General features: G+C 71.1%; 15 protein-coding genes. 10 read left to right on the top strand and 5 right to left on the bottom strand.

Annotated elements, in window-relative coordinates; translation table 11 throughout:
* The first annotated feature begins 61 nt into the window (after positions 1-61).
* Positions 62-1,096, top strand: coding sequence for a helix-turn-helix transcriptional regulator (locus ACZ7M2_RS44635; protein ID WP_352051444.1), 1,035 nt, complete (start codon positions 62-64; stop codon positions 1,094-1,096).
* On the opposite strand, the gene ACZ7M2_RS44630 is transcribed toward ACZ7M2_RS44635, so the two are convergent.
* Positions 1,059-2,048 (bottom strand): helix-turn-helix transcriptional regulator, encoded by a 990-nt coding sequence (locus ACZ7M2_RS44630; RefSeq protein WP_471600165.1) that lies wholly within the window; start codon positions 2,046-2,048, stop codon positions 1,059-1,061. The genes ACZ7M2_RS44635 and ACZ7M2_RS44630 overlap by 38 nt on opposite strands.
* Entirely contained in the window at positions 2,045-3,037 is a 993-nt protein-coding gene (locus ACZ7M2_RS44625) for a helix-turn-helix transcriptional regulator (RefSeq protein WP_352051442.1), read from the bottom strand. Before ACZ7M2_RS44625 ends, ACZ7M2_RS44630 begins: the two co-directional genes overlap by 4 nt.
* Positions 3,038-3,394: 357 nt before the next feature.
* Between ACZ7M2_RS44625 and ACZ7M2_RS44620 the strand changes: the two genes are divergently transcribed.
* Positions 3,395-3,691, top strand: coding sequence for a Rieske (2Fe-2S) protein (locus tag ACZ7M2_RS44620; RefSeq protein ID WP_075033054.1), 297 nt, complete (start codon positions 3,395-3,397; stop codon positions 3,689-3,691).
* A 729-nt stretch (positions 3,692-4,420) separates the two neighbouring features.
* On the opposite strand, the gene ACZ7M2_RS44615 is transcribed toward ACZ7M2_RS44620, so the two are convergent.
* A complete protein-coding gene (locus tag ACZ7M2_RS44615) occupies positions 4,421-4,834 on the bottom strand; it encodes a pyridoxamine 5'-phosphate oxidase family protein (protein WP_471600164.1) in 414 nt (137 codons plus the stop codon).
* 132 nt (positions 4,835-4,966) lie between these two features.
* On the opposite strand from ACZ7M2_RS44615, the gene clpB reads away from it, so the two are divergent.
* Complete coding sequence (gene clpB / locus ACZ7M2_RS44610) at positions 4,967-7,552, top strand: ATP-dependent chaperone ClpB (RefSeq protein ID WP_471600163.1); 2,586 nt, start codon at positions 4,967-4,969, stop codon at positions 7,550-7,552.
* Positions 7,553-7,726: 174 nt separating this feature from the next.
* Complete coding sequence (locus ACZ7M2_RS44605; RefSeq protein WP_471600162.1) at positions 7,727-8,269, top strand: YbjN domain-containing protein; 543 nt, start codon at positions 7,727-7,729, stop codon at positions 8,267-8,269.
* Positions 8,270-8,284: 15 nt separating this feature from the next.
* On the opposite strand, the gene ACZ7M2_RS44600 is transcribed toward ACZ7M2_RS44605, so the two are convergent.
* Together ACZ7M2_RS44600 and ACZ7M2_RS44595 are read right to left on the bottom strand one after the other, a co-directional pair.
* Positions 8,285-9,397 carry a glycosyltransferase family 39 protein gene (locus tag ACZ7M2_RS44600; protein WP_471600209.1) on the bottom strand — a complete coding sequence of 371 codons (1,113 nt, stop codon included), beginning with the start codon at positions 9,395-9,397 and terminating at the stop codon, positions 8,285-8,287.
* A gap of 192 nt (positions 9,398-9,589) precedes the next feature.
* The gene (locus ACZ7M2_RS44595) at positions 9,590-10,804 is read right to left on the bottom strand and encodes a pyridoxal phosphate-dependent aminotransferase (protein WP_471600161.1); all 1,215 of its coding nucleotides are present in this window, start codon (positions 10,802-10,804) and stop codon (positions 9,590-9,592) included.
* Positions 10,805-11,621: 817 nt separating this feature from the next.
* Between ACZ7M2_RS44595 and ACZ7M2_RS44590 the strand changes: the two genes are divergently transcribed.
* From ACZ7M2_RS44590 to fbaA, 6 genes are all read left to right on the top strand, one after another.
* The gene (locus tag ACZ7M2_RS44590) at positions 11,622-12,143 is read left to right on the top strand and encodes a DUF2617 family protein (RefSeq protein ID WP_352051438.1); all 522 of its coding nucleotides are present in this window, start codon (positions 11,622-11,624) and stop codon (positions 12,141-12,143) included.
* A 156-nt stretch (positions 12,144-12,299) separates the two neighbouring features.
* Positions 12,300-13,943: a polyamine aminopropyltransferase gene (locus ACZ7M2_RS44585; RefSeq protein WP_471600160.1), complete on the top strand. Its 1,644-nt coding sequence runs from the start codon at positions 12,300-12,302 to the stop codon at positions 13,941-13,943.
* Between the two features lie 69 nt (positions 13,944-14,012).
* A complete protein-coding gene (locus ACZ7M2_RS44580; RefSeq protein ID WP_471600159.1) occupies positions 14,013-14,837 on the top strand; it encodes an SRPBCC family protein in 825 nt (274 codons plus the stop codon).
* A 105-nt stretch (positions 14,838-14,942) separates the two neighbouring features.
* Positions 14,943-15,731: an aldose epimerase family protein gene (locus ACZ7M2_RS44575; RefSeq protein WP_471600158.1), complete on the top strand. Its 789-nt coding sequence runs from the start codon at positions 14,943-14,945 to the stop codon at positions 15,729-15,731.
* 10 nt (positions 15,732-15,741) lie between these two features.
* Complete coding sequence (pyrE, locus tag ACZ7M2_RS44570) at positions 15,742-16,290, top strand: orotate phosphoribosyltransferase (RefSeq protein ID WP_471600157.1); 549 nt, start codon at positions 15,742-15,744, stop codon at positions 16,288-16,290.
* Positions 16,291-16,474: 184 nt separating this feature from the next.
* Complete coding sequence (fbaA, locus tag ACZ7M2_RS44565) at positions 16,475-17,497, top strand: class II fructose-bisphosphate aldolase (RefSeq protein WP_060901612.1); 1,023 nt, start codon at positions 16,475-16,477, stop codon at positions 17,495-17,497.
* Positions 17,498-17,566: the final 69 nt, after the last annotated feature.

The raw sequence follows: 17,566 nt of genomic DNA, 5'->3' as shown, positions 1-17,566 counted from the left end.
GGTGTGAGGCGTCGTACCGCGGAGGATGCCGGAGCCGGTGGGCGGGAGCCAGGGGTGGGAGATGGCCGGGCACGGGACGGACAGGCATCCGCACGGCGCTGACCGACTGTGCGAGGCCGGGGACCGGGTGTACTCCCGGGCCGTGCGGCGCGGACGCGTGCCGCGCGGGGACGCGGAAGCGGTGCCCTGCCTCCTGGAGTTGGCGCTGCTCCACCCCGACCCCGACGACATGGGGTGGCTGGTGCCGACCTCGCCGCAGGAGGTCATGACACGGCTGCTGCGGGGCGTGTACGAGGAAATCAGCGCCGGCCAGGCGCGCGTGGGCGACGCGGTGGCGGCGTTCGAGTGGTACGCCGGGCTCGGTGGGCGCGTCCAGGGACCGGGCGAGGGCGTGGCGATCCGGGTCCTGGACGGGCTGCCCCGGATCCGTGCCGCGATGGACGAGGCGACCGAGGCCTGTACGACCGAGGTGCTGACCGTGCAGCCCGGCGGGATCCGGCGCGAGGACGAACTCTCCGAGGGGCTGCACCGGGCGCTGGAGATGCGCCGACGGGGTGTGCGGATGCGTGACCTGTACACGCACGTGGCCCGGCACGGCCAGGGCCTGCACAACTACATGGAGCTGATGGGGGGAGCCGCGGAGGCCCGTACCCTCGACGAGGTCGTGGAGCGGCTCATCCTCTTCGACCGCAAGGTGGCGTTCATCCCGGCCAACTCCGACCGCACGATCGCGCTCGAGCTGCGGCACCCGGCACTGGTCGACTACCTGGTCACGGTCTTCGAGCGGCTGTGGCGCCTCGCGATCCCGCTCGCCGCGCCGCTCCCCGACACCGGCATCGACGGCATCACCCACCGCGAACGGTCCATCGCGGCGCTGCTCGCCGAGGGACACCAGGACGCGGTGGTCGCGGAGCGGCTGGGGATCAGCGTCCGTACCTGCCGGGCGCACATCGCGCGCCTTTCGGAGACCCTGGGCGCCGCGAGCCGCACCCAGTTGGGGGTGCGGATCGCCCAGGCGGGCCTGGACGGACCGCCGCGCGCCGCGGAACTGCTGCCGCTCAGTGATCCTGGTCGAGAATCCCCGACCGCCCGATGAGGTAGCCGAGCTGGGCCCGGCTCTCGCTGCCGAGGGTGACGGCGAGTTTGGCGATGTGGACGCGGGCGGTGCGGACGTTCATGCCGAGGCGGTCGGCGATCACGGTGTCCGTGTGACCTTCGACGAGCAAGGCGGCTATGGCGCGTTGGCGGGGGGTGATGCCGTTGTGGGACGGGCGCTGGACGGCTTCGGGGTACATGGGGGTGGCCAGGCGCCAGAGCCGGTCGAAGGTGGTCACGAAGTAGGAGACCAGGGCCGGGTGGCGGACTTCCAGGGCGAGGAAGCCGTCTTTGTCGGCGGGGATGAAGGCCACGGTGCGGTCGACGGCGATGAGCCGGTCGGTGATCTCGTCCAGGCTCCGGGCCTCGACATCGCCGTTCAGCTGTTCGTAGCGGGCGAGAGTCATGGGGGAGTGGCGGAGCGTGTGCTGGTACAGGGTGCGGATGCGGGCGCCCCGGTCCAGCAGGGCCTGGTCGCGGTCCAGGGCGAGGTCCTCGGCCGCGACGCCACGGTGACCAGCGAGACCGTTGTGCGGCTGGATGCACAGGATTTCTTGGGACGCGGCGGCCATGGCCTCGGTGATGGCCAGGTTGATCCGCTCCGTACCGCTGAGGACCCTGATCGTCGGGGTGTCCGTGGCTGCTGTGCGCCGGCCGTCGATCCGCATCAGCGGCTCGAACAGCGCGGTCAGTCCGGCCTCGCGCCGTCGTTCTTCCGCGACGCGTTCCTCGGAGGTCCGTAGCAACCGGTGGAGGACGACGGCCGGGGCGACGGGCTCCAGCCAGCTCAGATCCTCGATGGCCGGGTGCATCAGTCCGAAGTCGACGAGGCAGGGCGCTTCGGCGGCGTCCCCGCTGCGTACACGCCCTTCGCGCAGGGCCCGTTCGTACAGCTCCGATCCCGCCGCACACAGTTCTTCCACGCCGTGGGCCAGGTGCGGCGCGTCGGTCACCCAGCCGCTCCCTCTTGCTTGAGGATTCCCGATTCCGCTATGAGATAGCCGAGTTGGGCGCGGCTGCCGCTGCCGAGAGCGGTGGCCAGCTTGGCTATGTGGGCCCGGCAGGTTCGTACGTTCATGCCCAGGCGACGGGCGATGGCCTCGTCGACGTGGCCCTCCACGAGGAGTTTGGCGATGGAGTACTGGATGTTGGTGATGCCGCCCAGGGCGGGTTCGTAGGGGGCGCCGGCGCTGAGCGGGACGGCGCGGTCCCACATGAACTCGAAGACCTTGATCAGGTAGCGGACCAGGCCCGGGTGGCGAAGCTCCAGGGCGACCTGCTGGTCGTCGCGGGTGGGGATGAAGGCGACGCTCTCGTCGCAGACGATGAGACGCTCCACCAGCTCGTCGATGGTGCGGTATTCGACCTTGCCGTCCGAGAGCTGGGCCACGTACGCCAACTTCTCCGGACTGTGGCGGGCCGTGTGTTGATACAACGTCCGGATGCGCACACCACGTTCGATCAGGGGCCGGTCGCGCTCCAGGCCGAGAAGAAGGCTGCGCTCGGAGCCGCGGTCGCTCGGCTGGATGGTGAGCATCTCGGTCTGGCACTGGGCCGTGGCCAGGTTGAGCGCGGCGTTGATCCGGTCCCCGCCCTCCAGCACCGTGATGGAGTGCGTGGGCGTCGCCTCTTGTGCGCTGAGGGCCATGAACGGCTCAAAAGCATCGCTCAGTTCGACCGACAGCCGTCTGCGGTCGGCGATCTCGCGCTCGATGGGGTTGAGTCGCTGCGCCAGGGCGACGAACGGGGGCACCGGACGGAGCCAGCTCGCGTCGTCGGGATCGGGGTGAAGGAGCGCCAGTTCCATCAAGCAGGGGGCGTGCGTCACGTCCGCGCGTGCGATTCGTCCGGTGCGCAGGGCGTTCGCGTAGAGGCGTCCACCTTCCTCGCACAGCTCGGTCACCCCGTGGGGATGTGTCGCATTAGTCTGGTTTGTTGCCAAAACTCCACCCCCCAGGGTCCTGAACGTGCAGGAACATGATGCATCGATTATGTGGCCACGACGTGCCCGAATGAGCCATCGTCTTATCCGACGGGGGAAGACGGGACTTTCAAGTGAGGACGAAGCCGACTATGCGTAACAAAATGCTTCGCTCGGTGCTTGTCGCCGCCTTCTCCGCCGTGGTGGCATTCGGAGCTCTGGGCGGCCTCTCCGGCGCAAAGGGTGATGTCCAGGCGGACAGTCACTGGCCGGCGGCAGCAGCGGACATCCAGAACATCCAGACAGTGACTACGGCGGACGACGGCTCCGGGAGCTGACGTGACGACACCCCCCGACGACCGATCCTTCCGCCGAGAAATGGCCACCGCGTACCGCTCCGGCTGGCACTTCATCGACCTGGCCACCGCCATTCCCCACAGTGGCGACTCGTTGATGGTGACGGTGTTCGGAGAGCCGGTCGTCGTCACCCGGGATGACGACGAGGACGTCCGGGCGTACCGGTGTCTGCGGCGCCCGCGCGGCGCGCCGCAGCCCGTGCGATGTGCCATTCGATACGGAATGATCTTTGTGAACCTCGACCAGCGTGACCACCAGCTGGCCGAGCCGGAAGTCCCGGACGTAAGGACCATCTCTGCCACCCCCCGCAGTGCCTGACGCGATTCCCCCGTCGTAGTAGATCGCGCAGGTACTTCCCCCCGCAGCGGCGTCACCGTGACCTGAACACGGTGACCCCGCTGCAGTTTTGGGCGAAAGATCCAGGTATCCACCCATCTCCATGCCATCTCCACAACGGCTGAAATCGGCCGTTCCGCACGGCCGGGAGCGGTCGGCCATGTCCCTTGGGCCGGGCCGGTCAACCGCGCCGCAGGCCCGGCCGGGTTTCGTGGCGGGGGCCGATCGGCGGCGTCCCGCCGCCGGGGCCGACCGGTCGCGTTCTGTGGCCAGGGTCGGCCGACCGGTCGCGTTCCGTGCCCGGGACCGGTAGGCCGCGAGCCATCGCCGGGCCGACCGGCCGTGCTCCGTGCCCGGGGTTGGCCGGTCGCGTCCTGTGGTCGGGGTCGGTCGGCCATGTCCCACGCCAGGGCCGGTCGGCCGCGTTCCGGCGCTGGGGCCGATCAGCCGTGTCCCGCGCCGGGGCCGGTGGGTCGTGTCCTGTGCCGGGGTCGATCGGCCGTGCTCGGGTCCGTCAGCCGTGTCTCGCGCCGGGGAGCGGTGAGTCGTGTCCCGTGTCGGGGTCGGCCGGCCGTGCTCGGGTCCGTCGGTCGTGTCCCGTGCCGGGGAGGGGTGAGTCGTGCCCTGTGCCGGGGCCGGTCGGCCGCGTTCCCGTGCCGGGGGCCGTGAGTCGTGTCCCGTGTCGGGGTCGGCCGGCCGTGCCCGGCGTCGTCAGCCGTGTCCCATCGCTGAGGTCAGTGTGATCTCGATCGCCACCCGGTCGGGGTTCGGTGAGGGCACCCTCCCGTACCGCTCCGCGTACCGCCGCTCCGCCTCCGCGACACGCGCGGGGTCCGTGGCGATCCTCGCGCGCCCCTCCAGCGTCGCCCACCGGCGCCCGTCCACCTGGCAGACCGAGACGCGCGCCCCCTGCGCCCCCGCGGCCAGTACGTGCCCGACCTTCGTGCTGGACTTGTTGGTGATCACTCGAGCCAGGCCCGCCTCGGGGTCGTATGTAACCCCGACGGGCACGACGTGCGGGCTGCCGTCCGCCCGGAGGGTGGTGAGGGTGCACAGATGGCGTTCCCGCCAGAAGGTGAGGTACGCGGGGTCGGGATCGTGGGGGTCCACCGGGTATGCGCTCATGGTCGGAAATGTATCCCCACCCGGGAGCGCCATGGCTTCCCCGGCCGACCTTGAGTGGAATAGACTCAACTTTGTGTACGTTGGGTGAGTCAGTCCGTACATCAGGGTCGTATTGAGGAGGAGAACGCGAACGTGGACGCCGAGCTGACCAACAGGAGCCGGGACGCGATCAACGCGGCCACCAGCCGGGCCGTGTCCGAGGGGCACCCCGACCTCACCCCTGCCCACCTGCTGCTCGCGCTGCTCGGTGGCCAGGAGAACGAGAACATCACCGACCTGCTGGCCGCGGTCGACGCCGACCAGGCCGCCGTACGGGCCGCGGCCGAGCGCGTCCTCGCCGGCCTGCCCAGCGTGACCGGATCCACCGTCGCGCCCCCGCAGCCCAACCGCGAACTGCTCGCCGTCATCGCCGAGGCGGCCGACAAGGCCAAGGAGCTCGGGGACGAGTACCTCTCCACCGAGCACCTCCTCATCGGGATCGCCGCGAAGGGCGGCCCGAGCGGCGACGTACTCTCCCAGCAGGGCGCCAGTGCGAAGAAGCTGCTTGAGGCGTTCCAGAAGAGCAGGGGAGGCCGCCGGGTGACGACCCCGGATCCCGAGGGCCAGTACAAGGCGCTCGAAAAGTTCGGTACGGACTTCACCGCCGCCGCGCGCGACGGGAAGCTCGACCCGGTCATCGGCCGGGACCAGGAGATCCGCCGGGTCGTGCAGGTGCTGTCCCGGCGCACCAAGAACAACCCCGTCCTCATCGGTGAGCCCGGCGTCGGCAAGACCGCCGTCGTGGAGGGGCTCGCCCAGCGGATCGTGAAGGGCGACGTACCCGAGTCCCTCAAGAACAAGCGGCTCGTCTCGCTCGACCTCGGGGCCATGGTGGCCGGGGCGAAGTACCGGGGTGAGTTCGAGGAGCGGCTGAAGACGGTCCTCGCCGAGATCAAGGACTCCGACGGGCAGATCATCACCTTCATCGACGAGCTGCACACGGTCGTCGGCGCGGGCGCGGGCGGCGACTCCGCTATGGACGCCGGCAACATGCTCAAGCCGATGCTCGCCCGCGGTGAGCTGCGGATGGTCGGTGCCACCACCCTCGACGAGTACCGCGAGCGGATCGAGAAGGACCCCGCCCTGGAGCGCCGCTTCCAGCAGGTCCTGGTCGCCGAGCCGTCCGTCGAGGACACCATCGCGATCCTGCGCGGACTCAAGGGCCGCTACGAGGCCCACCACAAGGTGGTGATCGCGGACAGCGCGCTGGTCGCCGCGGCCACCCTCTCCGACCGGTACATCACCTCCCGCTTCCTGCCCGACAAGGCCATCGACCTCGTCGACGAGGCAGCCTCCCGGCTGCGCATGGAGATCGACTCGTCCCCCGTCGAGATCGACGAACTCCAGCGCGCGGTGGACCGGCTGCGCATGGAGGAACTGGCCCTCGACAAGGAGACCGACCCCGCCTCCCGGCAGCGTCTGGAGAAGCTGCGCCGCGACCTTGCCGACAAGGAGGAGGAGCTGCGGGGCCTGACCGCCCGCTGGGAGAAGGAGAAGCAGTCCCTCAACCGCGTCGGCGAGCTGAAGGAGAAGCTCGACGAGCTGCGCGGCCAGGCCGAGCGCGCCCAGCGCGACGGCGACTTCGACACCGCCTCCAAGCTGCTCTACGGCGAGATCCCCACCCTGGAGCGGGACCTGGAGGAGGCCTCCGAGGCGGAGGAGGAAGCCGCCAGGGACACCATGGTCAAGGAGGAGGTCGGCCCCGACGACATCGCGGACGTGGTCGGCTCCTGGACGGGCATCCCGGCCGGGCGCCTCCTGGAGGGCGAGACCCAGAAGCTCCTGCGCATGGAGGAGGAGCTGGGCCGCCGTCTCATCGGCCAGAGCGAGGCCGTCCGGGCCGTGTCCGACGCCGTACGCCGTACCCGCGCCGGCATCGCCGACCCGGACCGGCCCACCGGATCCTTCCTCTTCCTCGGCCCGACCGGCGTCGGCAAGACCGAACTGGCCAAGGCCCTCGCGGACTTCCTCTTCGACGACGAGCGGGCCATGATCCGCATCGACATGAGCGAGTACGGCGAGAAGCACAGCGTCGCCCGGCTGGTCGGCGCCCCTCCCGGGTACATCGGCTACGAGGAGGGCGGCCAGCTCACGGAGGCCGTGCGCCGGCGCCCGTACAGCGTCGTCCTGCTGGACGAGGTCGAGAAGGCGCACCCGGAGGTCTTCGACATCCTCCTCCAGGTGCTGGACGACGGACGGCTCACCGACGGACAGGGCCGCACGGTCGACTTCCGCAACACCATCCTCGTCCTGACCTCGAACCTGGGCAGCCAGTTCCTTGTCGAGCCGCTGACCTCCGAGGAGGAGAAGAAGCAGCAGGTCCTGGAAGTCGTGAGGGCCTCTTTCAAGCCGGAGTTCCTCAACCGGCTCGACGACCTCGTGGTCTTCTCGGCGCTGAACAAGGAGGAGCTGGAGCGCATCGCCGGGCTCCAGATCGGCCGCCTCGCCAAGCGGCTGGCCGAGCGCCGGATCGCCCTGGAGGTCACCGACGCGGCGCTGGCCTGGCTCGCGGACGAGGGCAACGATCCGGCCTACGGGGCCCGGCCGTTGCGCCGCCTCGTCCAGACCGCGATCGGCGACCGGCTCGCCAAGGAGATCCTGGCGGGCGAGGTCAAGGACGGCGACACGGTCCGGGTGGACGCCTTCGGGGACGGCCTGATCGTGGGGGCCGCGCAGTAGCCCGGACGGGCTGATTCTCAGCGGTCGACGGCGCCGGTCCCGGCGGCGCCGTCGTCACTGGCCGCAGCGGATACACACTCGTGGTGGTGGTGTCCGTGCCTTTGCCTGTGGGGGTTGCCACTGACCGCCCGTGATGGGGGAGGATGGCAGCATCCGTACGAAGGGAAATACACGGTGAGCATCGACCCGTCCTCGATTCCGAATTTCGGGGGCCAGCCCGAGCCGCAGCCCGGCGGACCGGCGGGCCCCGTCGTCCCGGATCAGGACCTCGTGAAGCAGCTCCTCGACCAGATGGAGCTGAAGTACGTCGTCGACGACGAGGGTGACCTCGCGGCGCCGTGGGAGGAGTTCCGTACGTACTTCATGTTCCGCGGCGAGGGGGACCAGCAGGTCTTCTCGGTGCGGACGTTCTACGACCGGCCGCACCAGATCGACGAGAAGCCGACTCTGCTGGAGTCCATCGACGACTGGAACCGCCGCACGCTGTGGCCGAAGGTCTACAGCCACACGCACGACGACGGCACTGTCCGCCTGATCGGCGAGGCACAGATGCTGATCGGCACCGGCGTCGCCCTCGAGCACTTCGTGTCGTCGACGGTCAGCTGGGTGCGGGCCGCCATCGAGTTCGACAAGTGGCTCGTCGAGCAGCTCGGCCTCGAGCAGGAAGTCAACGAGGCGGAGAAGCCCGAGGACGACGGCGACGACGACGCGGAGTAGTCCTCCCACCAGGTTTTACAGCGGCGTGTGCGCGATGACGACCAGGTACGCGCCGTAGGCGAACGAGAGCCCGGCCAGGGCGCCGACCACCAGGACGGCGTGCCAGGGCCGGGCTCTTGCCGTGCGGACCAGCGCCCGGGCGAGCGGCAGCAGCAGCGGGAACGCGGGCAGCAGGAAGCGCGGCTTGCACTCGAAGAACCCGGAGCCGCCGAGCGCGATCAGCAGCAGTACCCCGCTGTGCACGAGCAGGGGCAGCGGGGCACGGTCCGCGATCAGCAGTCCGTACAGCAGCACGGCCGCCGCCACGACCACCATCGTCATCGGAAACACGAAACGGTCGCCGTGCGTCAGCAGATGCTGGACGAAGCGAAGCGAACCGGCGCCGAAGTCGAAGCGCGAGCCCCACAACCGCTGCACCTCGAAATAGCCGCCGAGCGGATCTCCCTCGCGCCGGCCCACCCACAGCACATAGCCGCCCCAGCCGACCGGCGCGAGCGCGGCGCCCGTCCACAGCCTGTGGGAAACCCGTCCGCGCCGCCGCCAGACCTCGCACGCCGCCGCGGCCAGCACCGCCGCGGCCACCGCGAGCCCGTTCGGCCGCGACATGCCCGCGAGCGCGGCCAGCGTGCCCGCCCACAGCCAGCGCTCGGTGAGCACCGCGTACAGCGACCAGGCGGCGAAGGCGGTGAGGACGGGCTCGGTGTACGCCAGGGACAGCACGACCGAGTGCGGGAGCAGGCCCCACAGCAGGACCAGCACGGTGGCGACGGCGCGGCCGTGCAGCCGGGCCCCGATCGCGTAGATCCCGCAGGCGGCGACCGCGGCGGCGGTCCAGGCGACCAGCAGCCCCGCCGCGCCGCCGCTCAGCGCGGTCAGTGTGGTGACGGCGCGGATCAGCCCCGGATACAGCGGGAAGAAGGCCAGGTCGCTGTGGACGACGGTGTGCCTGAAGTACTGGGTGCGTCCGTAGCCGTGCGCCGCGATCCCCAGATACCAGAGCGAGTCCCAGGACCGCCCGAGCAGGGCGAGGGGGCGCTTGCCGCCCGCCCAGGCGGTTCCGGCGAGCACGAGAACGCCGACGAGTCGCGCCGTCGCGAACAGCGCCAGCGCCTGCGCGAGAGGGGCCAGGCCGTGCGCGGGGCGCGCCGGACGGCCGTGCCCCCCGTCATCGGGCTTCGGGGCGGCGGGGGCCGGAAGGGTACTGGCGTGGGTCACACCCGAACTGTGCGTCCCTTACGGGGTATGTGCGAGCTTTACACGCCTGGCCGGGTACGGTTTCCCCCACTTCGGCGCGCCTTCCCCACCGTCCCGCGCCTCGTGCTACCAGGCCGCCTTGAGCCGCTTCGCCGCCTCCTCCAGCACCTCGGTCCGCTTGCAGAACGCGAACCGCACGAAGGGCGCGCCCGCCTCCCGGTGGTCGTAGAAGACCGCGTTCGGGATGGCGACGACCCCGGCGCGCTCCGGGAGCGCGCGGCAGAAGGCGAAGCCGTCGGACTCGCCGAGCGGCCGGATGTCGGTGGTGATGAAGTACGTGCCCGCCGGCTGGAAGACCTTGAACCCCGCCTCCGAGAGCCCGGCCGCCAGCACGTCCCGCTTGGCCCGCATGTCCGCGCGGAACGCCGCGAAGTACGTGTCCGGCAGCGCCAGCGCCTCGGCCACGGCGTACTGGAACGGCCCCGACGCCACGTACGTCAGGAACTGCTTGGCCGACCGTACGGCGGTGACGAGGTCCGGCGTGCCCGTCACCCAGCCCACCTTCCACCCCGTGAAGGAGAAGGTCTTCCCCGCGCTGCCGATGGTGACCGTCCGCTCCCGCATCCCCGGGAAGGACGCCAGCGGCAGGTGCTCGGCCTCGTCGAACACCAGGTGCTCGTACACCTCGTCCGTGATGACGAGGAGATCCCGCTCGACGGCGAGCTTCGCGATCTCCCCGAGCTCCTCGCGGGTCAGGACGGTGCCGGTCGGGTTGTGCGGGGTGTTGACGAGCAGCAGCCGGGTGTTGTCGGTGACCGCGTCGCGCAGCTCGTCGAGGTCGAGCCGGAAGCGCCGGTGGGTGACTCCGTCGCGGGTCTCCTCGTGCGGGCGCAGCGTGACCGGGATCCTGGTCCCGCCCGCCATCGCGATGCTGGCCGCGTACGAGTCGTAGTACGGCTCCAGGGCGACGACCTCGTCACCGGGCTCGACCAGCGCGAGCAGCGACGCCGCGATGGCCTCCGTGGCACCGGCCGTGACGAGCACCTCGCGGTCCGGGTCGTACGCCAGTCCGTACCGGTGCTTCTGGTGCGCGGCGATCGCCGTACGCAGCTCGGGCACGCCGGGGCCCGGCGGGTACTGGTTGCCGCGTCCGTCGCGCAGCGCCCGTACGGCCGCCTCCCTGATCTCCTCGGGCCCGTCCGTGTCGGGGAAGCCCTGGCCCAGGTTGATCGAACCGGTGCTCAGGGCCAGGGCCGACATCTCGGCGAAGATCGTCGTGCCGAACTCGGCGAGTCGGCGGTTGAGGAGGGGGCGGCGGCCGTTGGAGGTCATGCCGGTCATCCTGCGCCGAAGCTCTGGAGTTCCTCAACTCTGCTTTGGCCGGTGAGACGCGAGGGCATCCCCCAGGCACGCAAGAAGCGAGGCGCCCACGGGGGGTCGCCTCGGGGGAACGAAAGGAGGGTGACGCATGTTCATCGGCTTCATCCTGGCGGTCGTCTTCATCCTGTTCGTCGTGTCGTTGCGTGCCGCCGCCCGCGGCCGGAAGAAGGTCGGGCTCTCGAAGAGCCCGTCGGGTTCGGTGCGGGGCCGCCGCTCGCGGGGCGGGTCCTCGGGCAGCTCCGGCAGCTGGTGGGCCGGCGGGGCCGGGGGAGCCGTGTCGTCTTGCGGCAGCGGTTCGTCCGGCGGGCACCACGGGGGTCACTCGTGCGGCGGGCACTCGTCGTGCGGGGGCGGCTCGTCCTGCGGAGGCGGGTCGTCGTGCGGCGGGGGGTGCGGCGGAGGCAGCTGAGCCTCGCCGGGGGTGTGGGGTGCGGGGCGAGGGGAGGGGCTTCCGCTGCGGGCCGGTGGGGCTGGTCGCGCCCGCGCGGCGGAGCCGTGGATGTCACCGTCCCGCGCCCCTGCGGCGCGCGCCGGGCGCACGCTGTGGTTGAACAGTTGAACTGTGGAGCCCTCGGGGGGATGGAAACCCCACGAAGTTGGGTAAAAACGCTGTGACGGCGCCACAGTTCATGATTCCCTCTAAACCACCAAAGCAGCCCTCGGATCGTCCCTTCCCCACAGGGCAGACCGGGCTGACCGGGCCGATCCCCGGTACTGAGGTACCGACCGGGTGCGCCGGATCCCCACCTCCCTTTTTGCGTGCTAGCGGAGCCGACCCATGCTCACGACCCTGAACACTTCGTACACCAACACGCGTGCGGCCGACCTGGCTTGGGCGCTGGGGCGCGAGCCGCTCCCCGCGCTCGCCACCCTCGACCTCGAACTCGACGGGGCGAGACTGCAGTTGCGGCTCCTGGGCGCGTCCCACCAGGTCCTCTTGGAGGAGGAGCGGGGCAGCTGTTCGGAAACCGTCGCGTGCATCGCCGGCAGCAGCACGCCGCTTCCGCTCGGGGTGGCCAAGCGGGTCGACGACTGGGAGTACGAGTTCGCCGCGCGCGTCGAGACACTCTCCTGCGGGTCCTTCGCGGGGCGGGCGCAGGAGTTACTGGCCCTCGTCTCCGACCACCCCAACGGACTCGCCGGCGTCTTCCCCGGCAGCCCGCACGCCTTCACCGCGCTGCTCGCCCAGCGCCACGAGGGGCAGGTCCACTGGCGCACGTGGCACGCCTACCCGCAGGACGGCCAACTGGTGGCGACCCGCACGAGGGTGGGGGTACGGATGACGGCGGGGGTGCTGTGAGGGGGTGATGCTTCAGCCGCCGTCCCGCCTGCTGTTCGGCCTGCCGTTTCGGCTGCCGACGAACTCGCCATCGGCGCCGGACGCCACACATCGGGACGACACTTCCACACGTGTGGGTGACGAAGCGTCGTGGTGGCGTGACGTAGCGTTCCACGCGTGATCGAACCGCACGCGCCTGCTCCCCCCGGCGCGCCGCCGCCCTGGCGCGTCCAGGGCCAGGCGCGGCTGCCCGTCCGCCCGGGCATCGGACGGTTCCTGGTCCTCGCGGGCGTGTTCGTCTGCGCGGCCTGTGGACTCGTGTACGAACTCGAACTCGTCGCCCTCGCCTCGTACCTGATCGGCGACTCGGTCACCCAGGCCTCCGTGGTCCTGTCCGTGATGGTCTTCGCCATGGGCATCGGCTCGCTGGCCGCGAAACGTCTGCGCCCCCGCGCCGCGGCCGGCTTCGGCGCCGTCGAGGCGGCACTCGCCCTGGTCGGCGGCTGCAGCGCGATGGCCCTGTACGCGGTCTTCGCCTGGACCGGCGACTGGGGCGGAGTGTGGACGAGCGGCTCGCGCTGTCTCCTGGCGGCCTTCTCCCTCGCCATCGGCCTCCTCATCGGCGCCGAAGTCCCCCTCCTCATGGAGCTGATACAGCGCATCCGCCGCCAGGACCCGGGCGGTGCGGTGGCGGACCTCTTCGCGGCGGACTACGTCGGCGCCCTCGTCGGCGGCCTCGCCTTCCCCTTCCTCCTGCTCCCCCTCCTCGGGCAACTGGAGGGCGCGCTGCTCACCGGAACCGTGAACGCGCTGGCCGGTGGAGCCCTCGTACTGGGCCTGTTCCGCGGGGACTTGAGCCGGCGCGGACGCTGGTTCCTGTTCCTCGCCAACGTCCTGGTCCTCGCGCTGCTCGCCGCGGCCGCCGCCCATGTCGACGACTTCGAACGCGCGGCCCGGCGCGCCGTCTACGGCAAGGACGTACGGGTCGCCCTGCAGACCGGCGTCCAGGAGGTCGTGCTCACCGGCGGCACGCACGGCCGCCCGCTCGACCTCTTCCTCGACGGACGCCTGCGGGTCAGCGGCCGCGACGAGCACCGCTACCACGAGGCGCTGGTCCACCCCGCGATGAACGGCCCCCACGCGCGCGTGCTCGTCCTCGGCGGCGGCGACGGACTCGCCACCCGCGAGGTACTGCGCGACCCGGGCGTGCGCCGCGTCGACGTGGTCGAACTCGACCCGGGGGTGGTGAGGCTGGCGCGCACCGACCCCGCCCTGTCGGCGCTCAACGCGCACGCGTTCGGCGACCGGCGCGTGCACGTGTTCACCGCCGACGCCTTCGGCTGGCTGCGCGGGGCCGTGTCGACGTACGACGTGGTCATCTCGGATCTGCCCGACCCCGGGATCACGGCGAGCACCAAGCTGTACTCGCAGGAGTTCTACGGCCTGGCGCGCCGCGTCCTCGCCCCCGGTGGCCGACTGGCCGTCCACGCCGGTCCCGTCTCCTCCCGCCCCCGCGTCTTCTGGACGGTCGAGTCCACACTCCGGGCGGCCGGCCTGCGCACCGCCCCCTACCGCGTCGGCGGCCGGGACTCCAGCTTCGCGGCTGGCCCCGACCGCACGGCGGGCGCGTCGAGCGCACCCCGCGACTGGGGCTTCATCCTGGCCTCCGTCACGGGCACGCCCCTGCGCCTCGACCCGCACGGCCCACGCCTGCGCACGCTCACACAGCCGTCCCTCACCGCCGACGCTTACGCCGCTTGGCGTACCCGCGTACCCGGCCTGGCGCCCTCCACACTGGTCCATCCGCGCTACGCCGACTGAGACGGCGGACCGACGAAATCCCCGGATACGAAGGTGCGGCGCGGGCTGTCCTGGGTAGGCTCGGCCGACATGGAGCATGAGGTGTTCGTTCCGGTTCAGGCCGAACGGCTGAGGGAGGCGCTGGCCGATCCCGTACGGGTGGCCCGGGCGGTCCCCGGACTCCAGCAGGACGCCGGGACGCCGCCCGTCTCCGGGCGCCTGAAAGTCCGCGTCGGCGGCCACACCATCACCTACCGGGGGGCCGTCCGGGTCACCGCCAGGGACGACGGTTCGTACGCCGTCGAGGGCGACGCCGCCGAGGCGCGCGGCCCCGGCACCGTGAAACTCGCCCTCACCCTCACCCTCGCCCCCTCCGACGGCGGCACGACCGTCACCATCACCGGGACCACCACCGCGGACGGCCGCGTGGCGGATCTTCCCCCGGACGCGGTCTCCGCGACCACGGGCCGCCTGCTGAACCGGTTCGTCGAAAACTTGGCGGAGGTGACGGAGACGCCACAGGGCGCGGCGGAACCCGAGCCGGAACGGGAGCAGGGACGGGAACCGGAGGCTGAGCCGGAGCCGCAGGCCGAGGCTGAACCGGAAGCGGAGGTCGAGCCCGCCCCGGAGGCCGAGCCCTCCGCCCACCTCTTCGAGGAAGAGGAACCGGCCCCGCCCGCCCCGAGCCGTGCGAACAGGGAGGATGCCGTGGCCGAGGCGGCGCATGCGCGGCGGACGATGATCGGCCGCAGCGCGGAGGAGGTGGACCACGCCCCGCCGCGTGGCCGCTACGCCCCCGTCCCGGCGCCGGAGACCGCCGACGCCCGCGCCACGCTCCGCTGGGCGGCCCCCGCCGCGGCCGTCGCCCTGGCCTCGGCCATCGCCATCACCCGAGCCCTGCGCAAACGCCGCTGAGCCTCCACTCCTGGGGGCGACCCGGGTGCGGAGCCCGGGGTTCGGGAGGGGACGGGCAGGGGCGGCGGGGGCGAACAGAGAATCCGGCCCAGTAGGGTCAACTCCGTGAGTAACGAAGACATCACGCTGACCGCGGGCGACGCGGAAGTGACCGTCACACCCGGCAACGGCGGACGGATCGGCAGTCTACGAATCGGCGACGCCGAACTACTGCGGCAGGGCCAGAAGTTCGGCTGCTTCCCGATGGTCCCGTGGTGCGGAAGAATCCGCGACGGCCGCTTCCTGGACGGCGCCACCATCCAGCAGATGCCGCTCAACGCCCCACCGCACGCCATCCACGGCACCGCCCGGGACAGCGCCTGGCGCACCGCCCGCACCGGCAAGTCCGAGGCCGTGATCACGTACGACCTCGTGGCCCCCTGGCCCCACCCCGGCCGCGTCACCCAGCTCTTCACCCTGACCGAGGACGCCTTCACGGTCACCATGTCCGTGGAGACGTACGAGGACTCGTTCCCCGCCCAGGTCGGCTGGCACCCGTGGTTCAACAGGAACCTCGGCCAAGAAGACGTCCAGGTCGACTTCACCCCGGCCTGGCAGGAGGAGCGCGGCGAGGACCACCTGCCGACCGGCCACCGCATCGAGCCGAAGCCCAGCCCCTGGGACGACTGCTTCGGCATGCCCGGCGGCGTCGACGTCACGCTCACCTGGCCGGGGCAGCTGGAGCTGAAGGTCGCCAGCAGGGAGGAGTGGGTGGTGGTGTACGACGAGCAGGAGGCCGCCGTCTGCGTCGAACCGCAGACCGGCCCGCCCAACGGGCTGAACACCCACCCGCGCCTGGTCACCCCCATCGACCCGCTCGAGGCGACCATGACCTGGAGCTGGCGGCGCCTCTAAGCTGGCGGACATGAGTGACGTACGCGGCGCGCTGCTGCAGCAGATCAAGGACAAGGCCGTGGTGCACGGCAAGGTGACCCTTTCGTCGGGCAAGGAAGCCGACTACTACATCGACCTTCGCCGGATCACGCTCGACGGTGTGGCCGCGCCGCTGGTCGGTCAGGTCATGCTCGACCTGACCGACGAACTCGACTACGAGGCCGTCGGCGGTCTGACCCTCGGAGCGGACCCGGTCGCGGCCTCGATGCTGCACGCCTCCGCCGCGCGCGGGAAGACGCTGGACGCCTTCGTCGTGCGCAAGGTCGGCAAGGCCCACGGCCTCCAGCGTCGCATCGAGGGCGCCGAGGTCGAAGGACGCCGTGTCCTGGCGGTCGAGGACACCTCCACCACCGGTGGCTCGGTGCTGACCGCGGTGGAGGCGCTGCGCGAAGCCGGTGCCGAGGTCGTCGCCGTGGCAACGATCGTGGACCGGGACACCGGTGCCGCCGAGGCGGTCGCCGAGAAGGCCGGAGTGCCGTACCTCTTCGCCTACTCCAAGACGGATCTCGGCCTGGACTAGGGCCCGGCACGGGACCCCGCGGAACTCGGGGTCCCGTATCCCGGACAGGGTGTCTGGAGCATCCGGCCACGTCTGGAAAGATGGGGCCGACGATGACGTCGCCCCCCTAGGTCAGGGCCGTAAGCACCAGTCCCGTCGTGCCGCAGCAGCGGTACGCAGACCCGCACATACAAGGAGCGGACAGATGCCCATCGCAACCCCCGAGGTCTACAACGAGATGCTCGACCGGGCGAAGGCAGGCAAGTTCGCCTACCCGGCCATCAACGTGACCTCCTCCCAGACGCTGCACGCTGCACTGCGCGGCTTCGCGGAGGCGGAGAGCGACGGCATCATCCAGATGTCCACCGGTGGTGCGGAGTTCCTCGGCGGCCAGCACAAGAAGGACATGGTGACCGGCGCCGTCGCGCTCGCCGAGTTCGCGCACATCGTCGCCGCCAAGTACGACATCACCGTCGCGCTGCACACGGACCACTGCCCCAAGGACAAGCTGGACACGTACGTCCGTCCGCTGCTCGACATCTCCGCCGAGCGCGTCGCCAAGGGCGAGAACCCGCTGTTCCAGTCGCACATGTGGGACGGCTCCGCCGAGACCCTCGCCGACAACCTGGCCATCGCCCAGGAGCTGCTCGCCAAGGCCGCCGCCGCGAAGATCATCCTCGAGGTCGAGATCACCCCGACCGGCGGTGAAGAGGACGGCGTCAGCCACGAGATCAACGACTCCCTCTACACCACCGTCGACGACGCGCTGCGCACCGCCGAGGCGCTCGGCCTGGGCGAGAAGGGCCGCTACCTGCTGGCCGCGTCCTTCGGCAACGTGCACGGCGTCTACAAGCCGGGCAACGTCGTCCTGCGCCCCGACCTCCTGAAGGAGCTGAACGACGGCGTCGCCGCCAAGTACGGCAAGCCGTCCCCGTTCGACTTCGTCTTCCACGGCGGCTCCGGCTCCACGGCCGAGGAGATCGCCACCGCGCTGGAGAACGGCGTCGTGAAGATGAACCTCGACACCGACACCCAGTACGCCTTCACGCGCCCCGTCGCGGACCACATGTTCAAGAACTACGACGGTGTCCTGAAGGTCGACGGCGAGGTCGGCTCCAAGAAGACCTACGACCCGCGCACCTGGGGCAAGCTCGCCGAGGCGGGCATGGCCGGGCGGGTCACCGAGGCGTGCGAGATGCTGCGCTCCGCGGGCAACAAGCTCAAGTAGTCACCCGGGTTCCCCCGGTCGCCACCCGGGTTCCCCCGGTCAGGACCGTACGAGTAAGGGCTCGGCGCC

The sequence above is a fragment of the Streptomyces sp. NPDC111507 genome (genome assembly GCF_055638955.1).
This window is presented reverse-complemented; position numbering and strand designations above follow the sequence as displayed.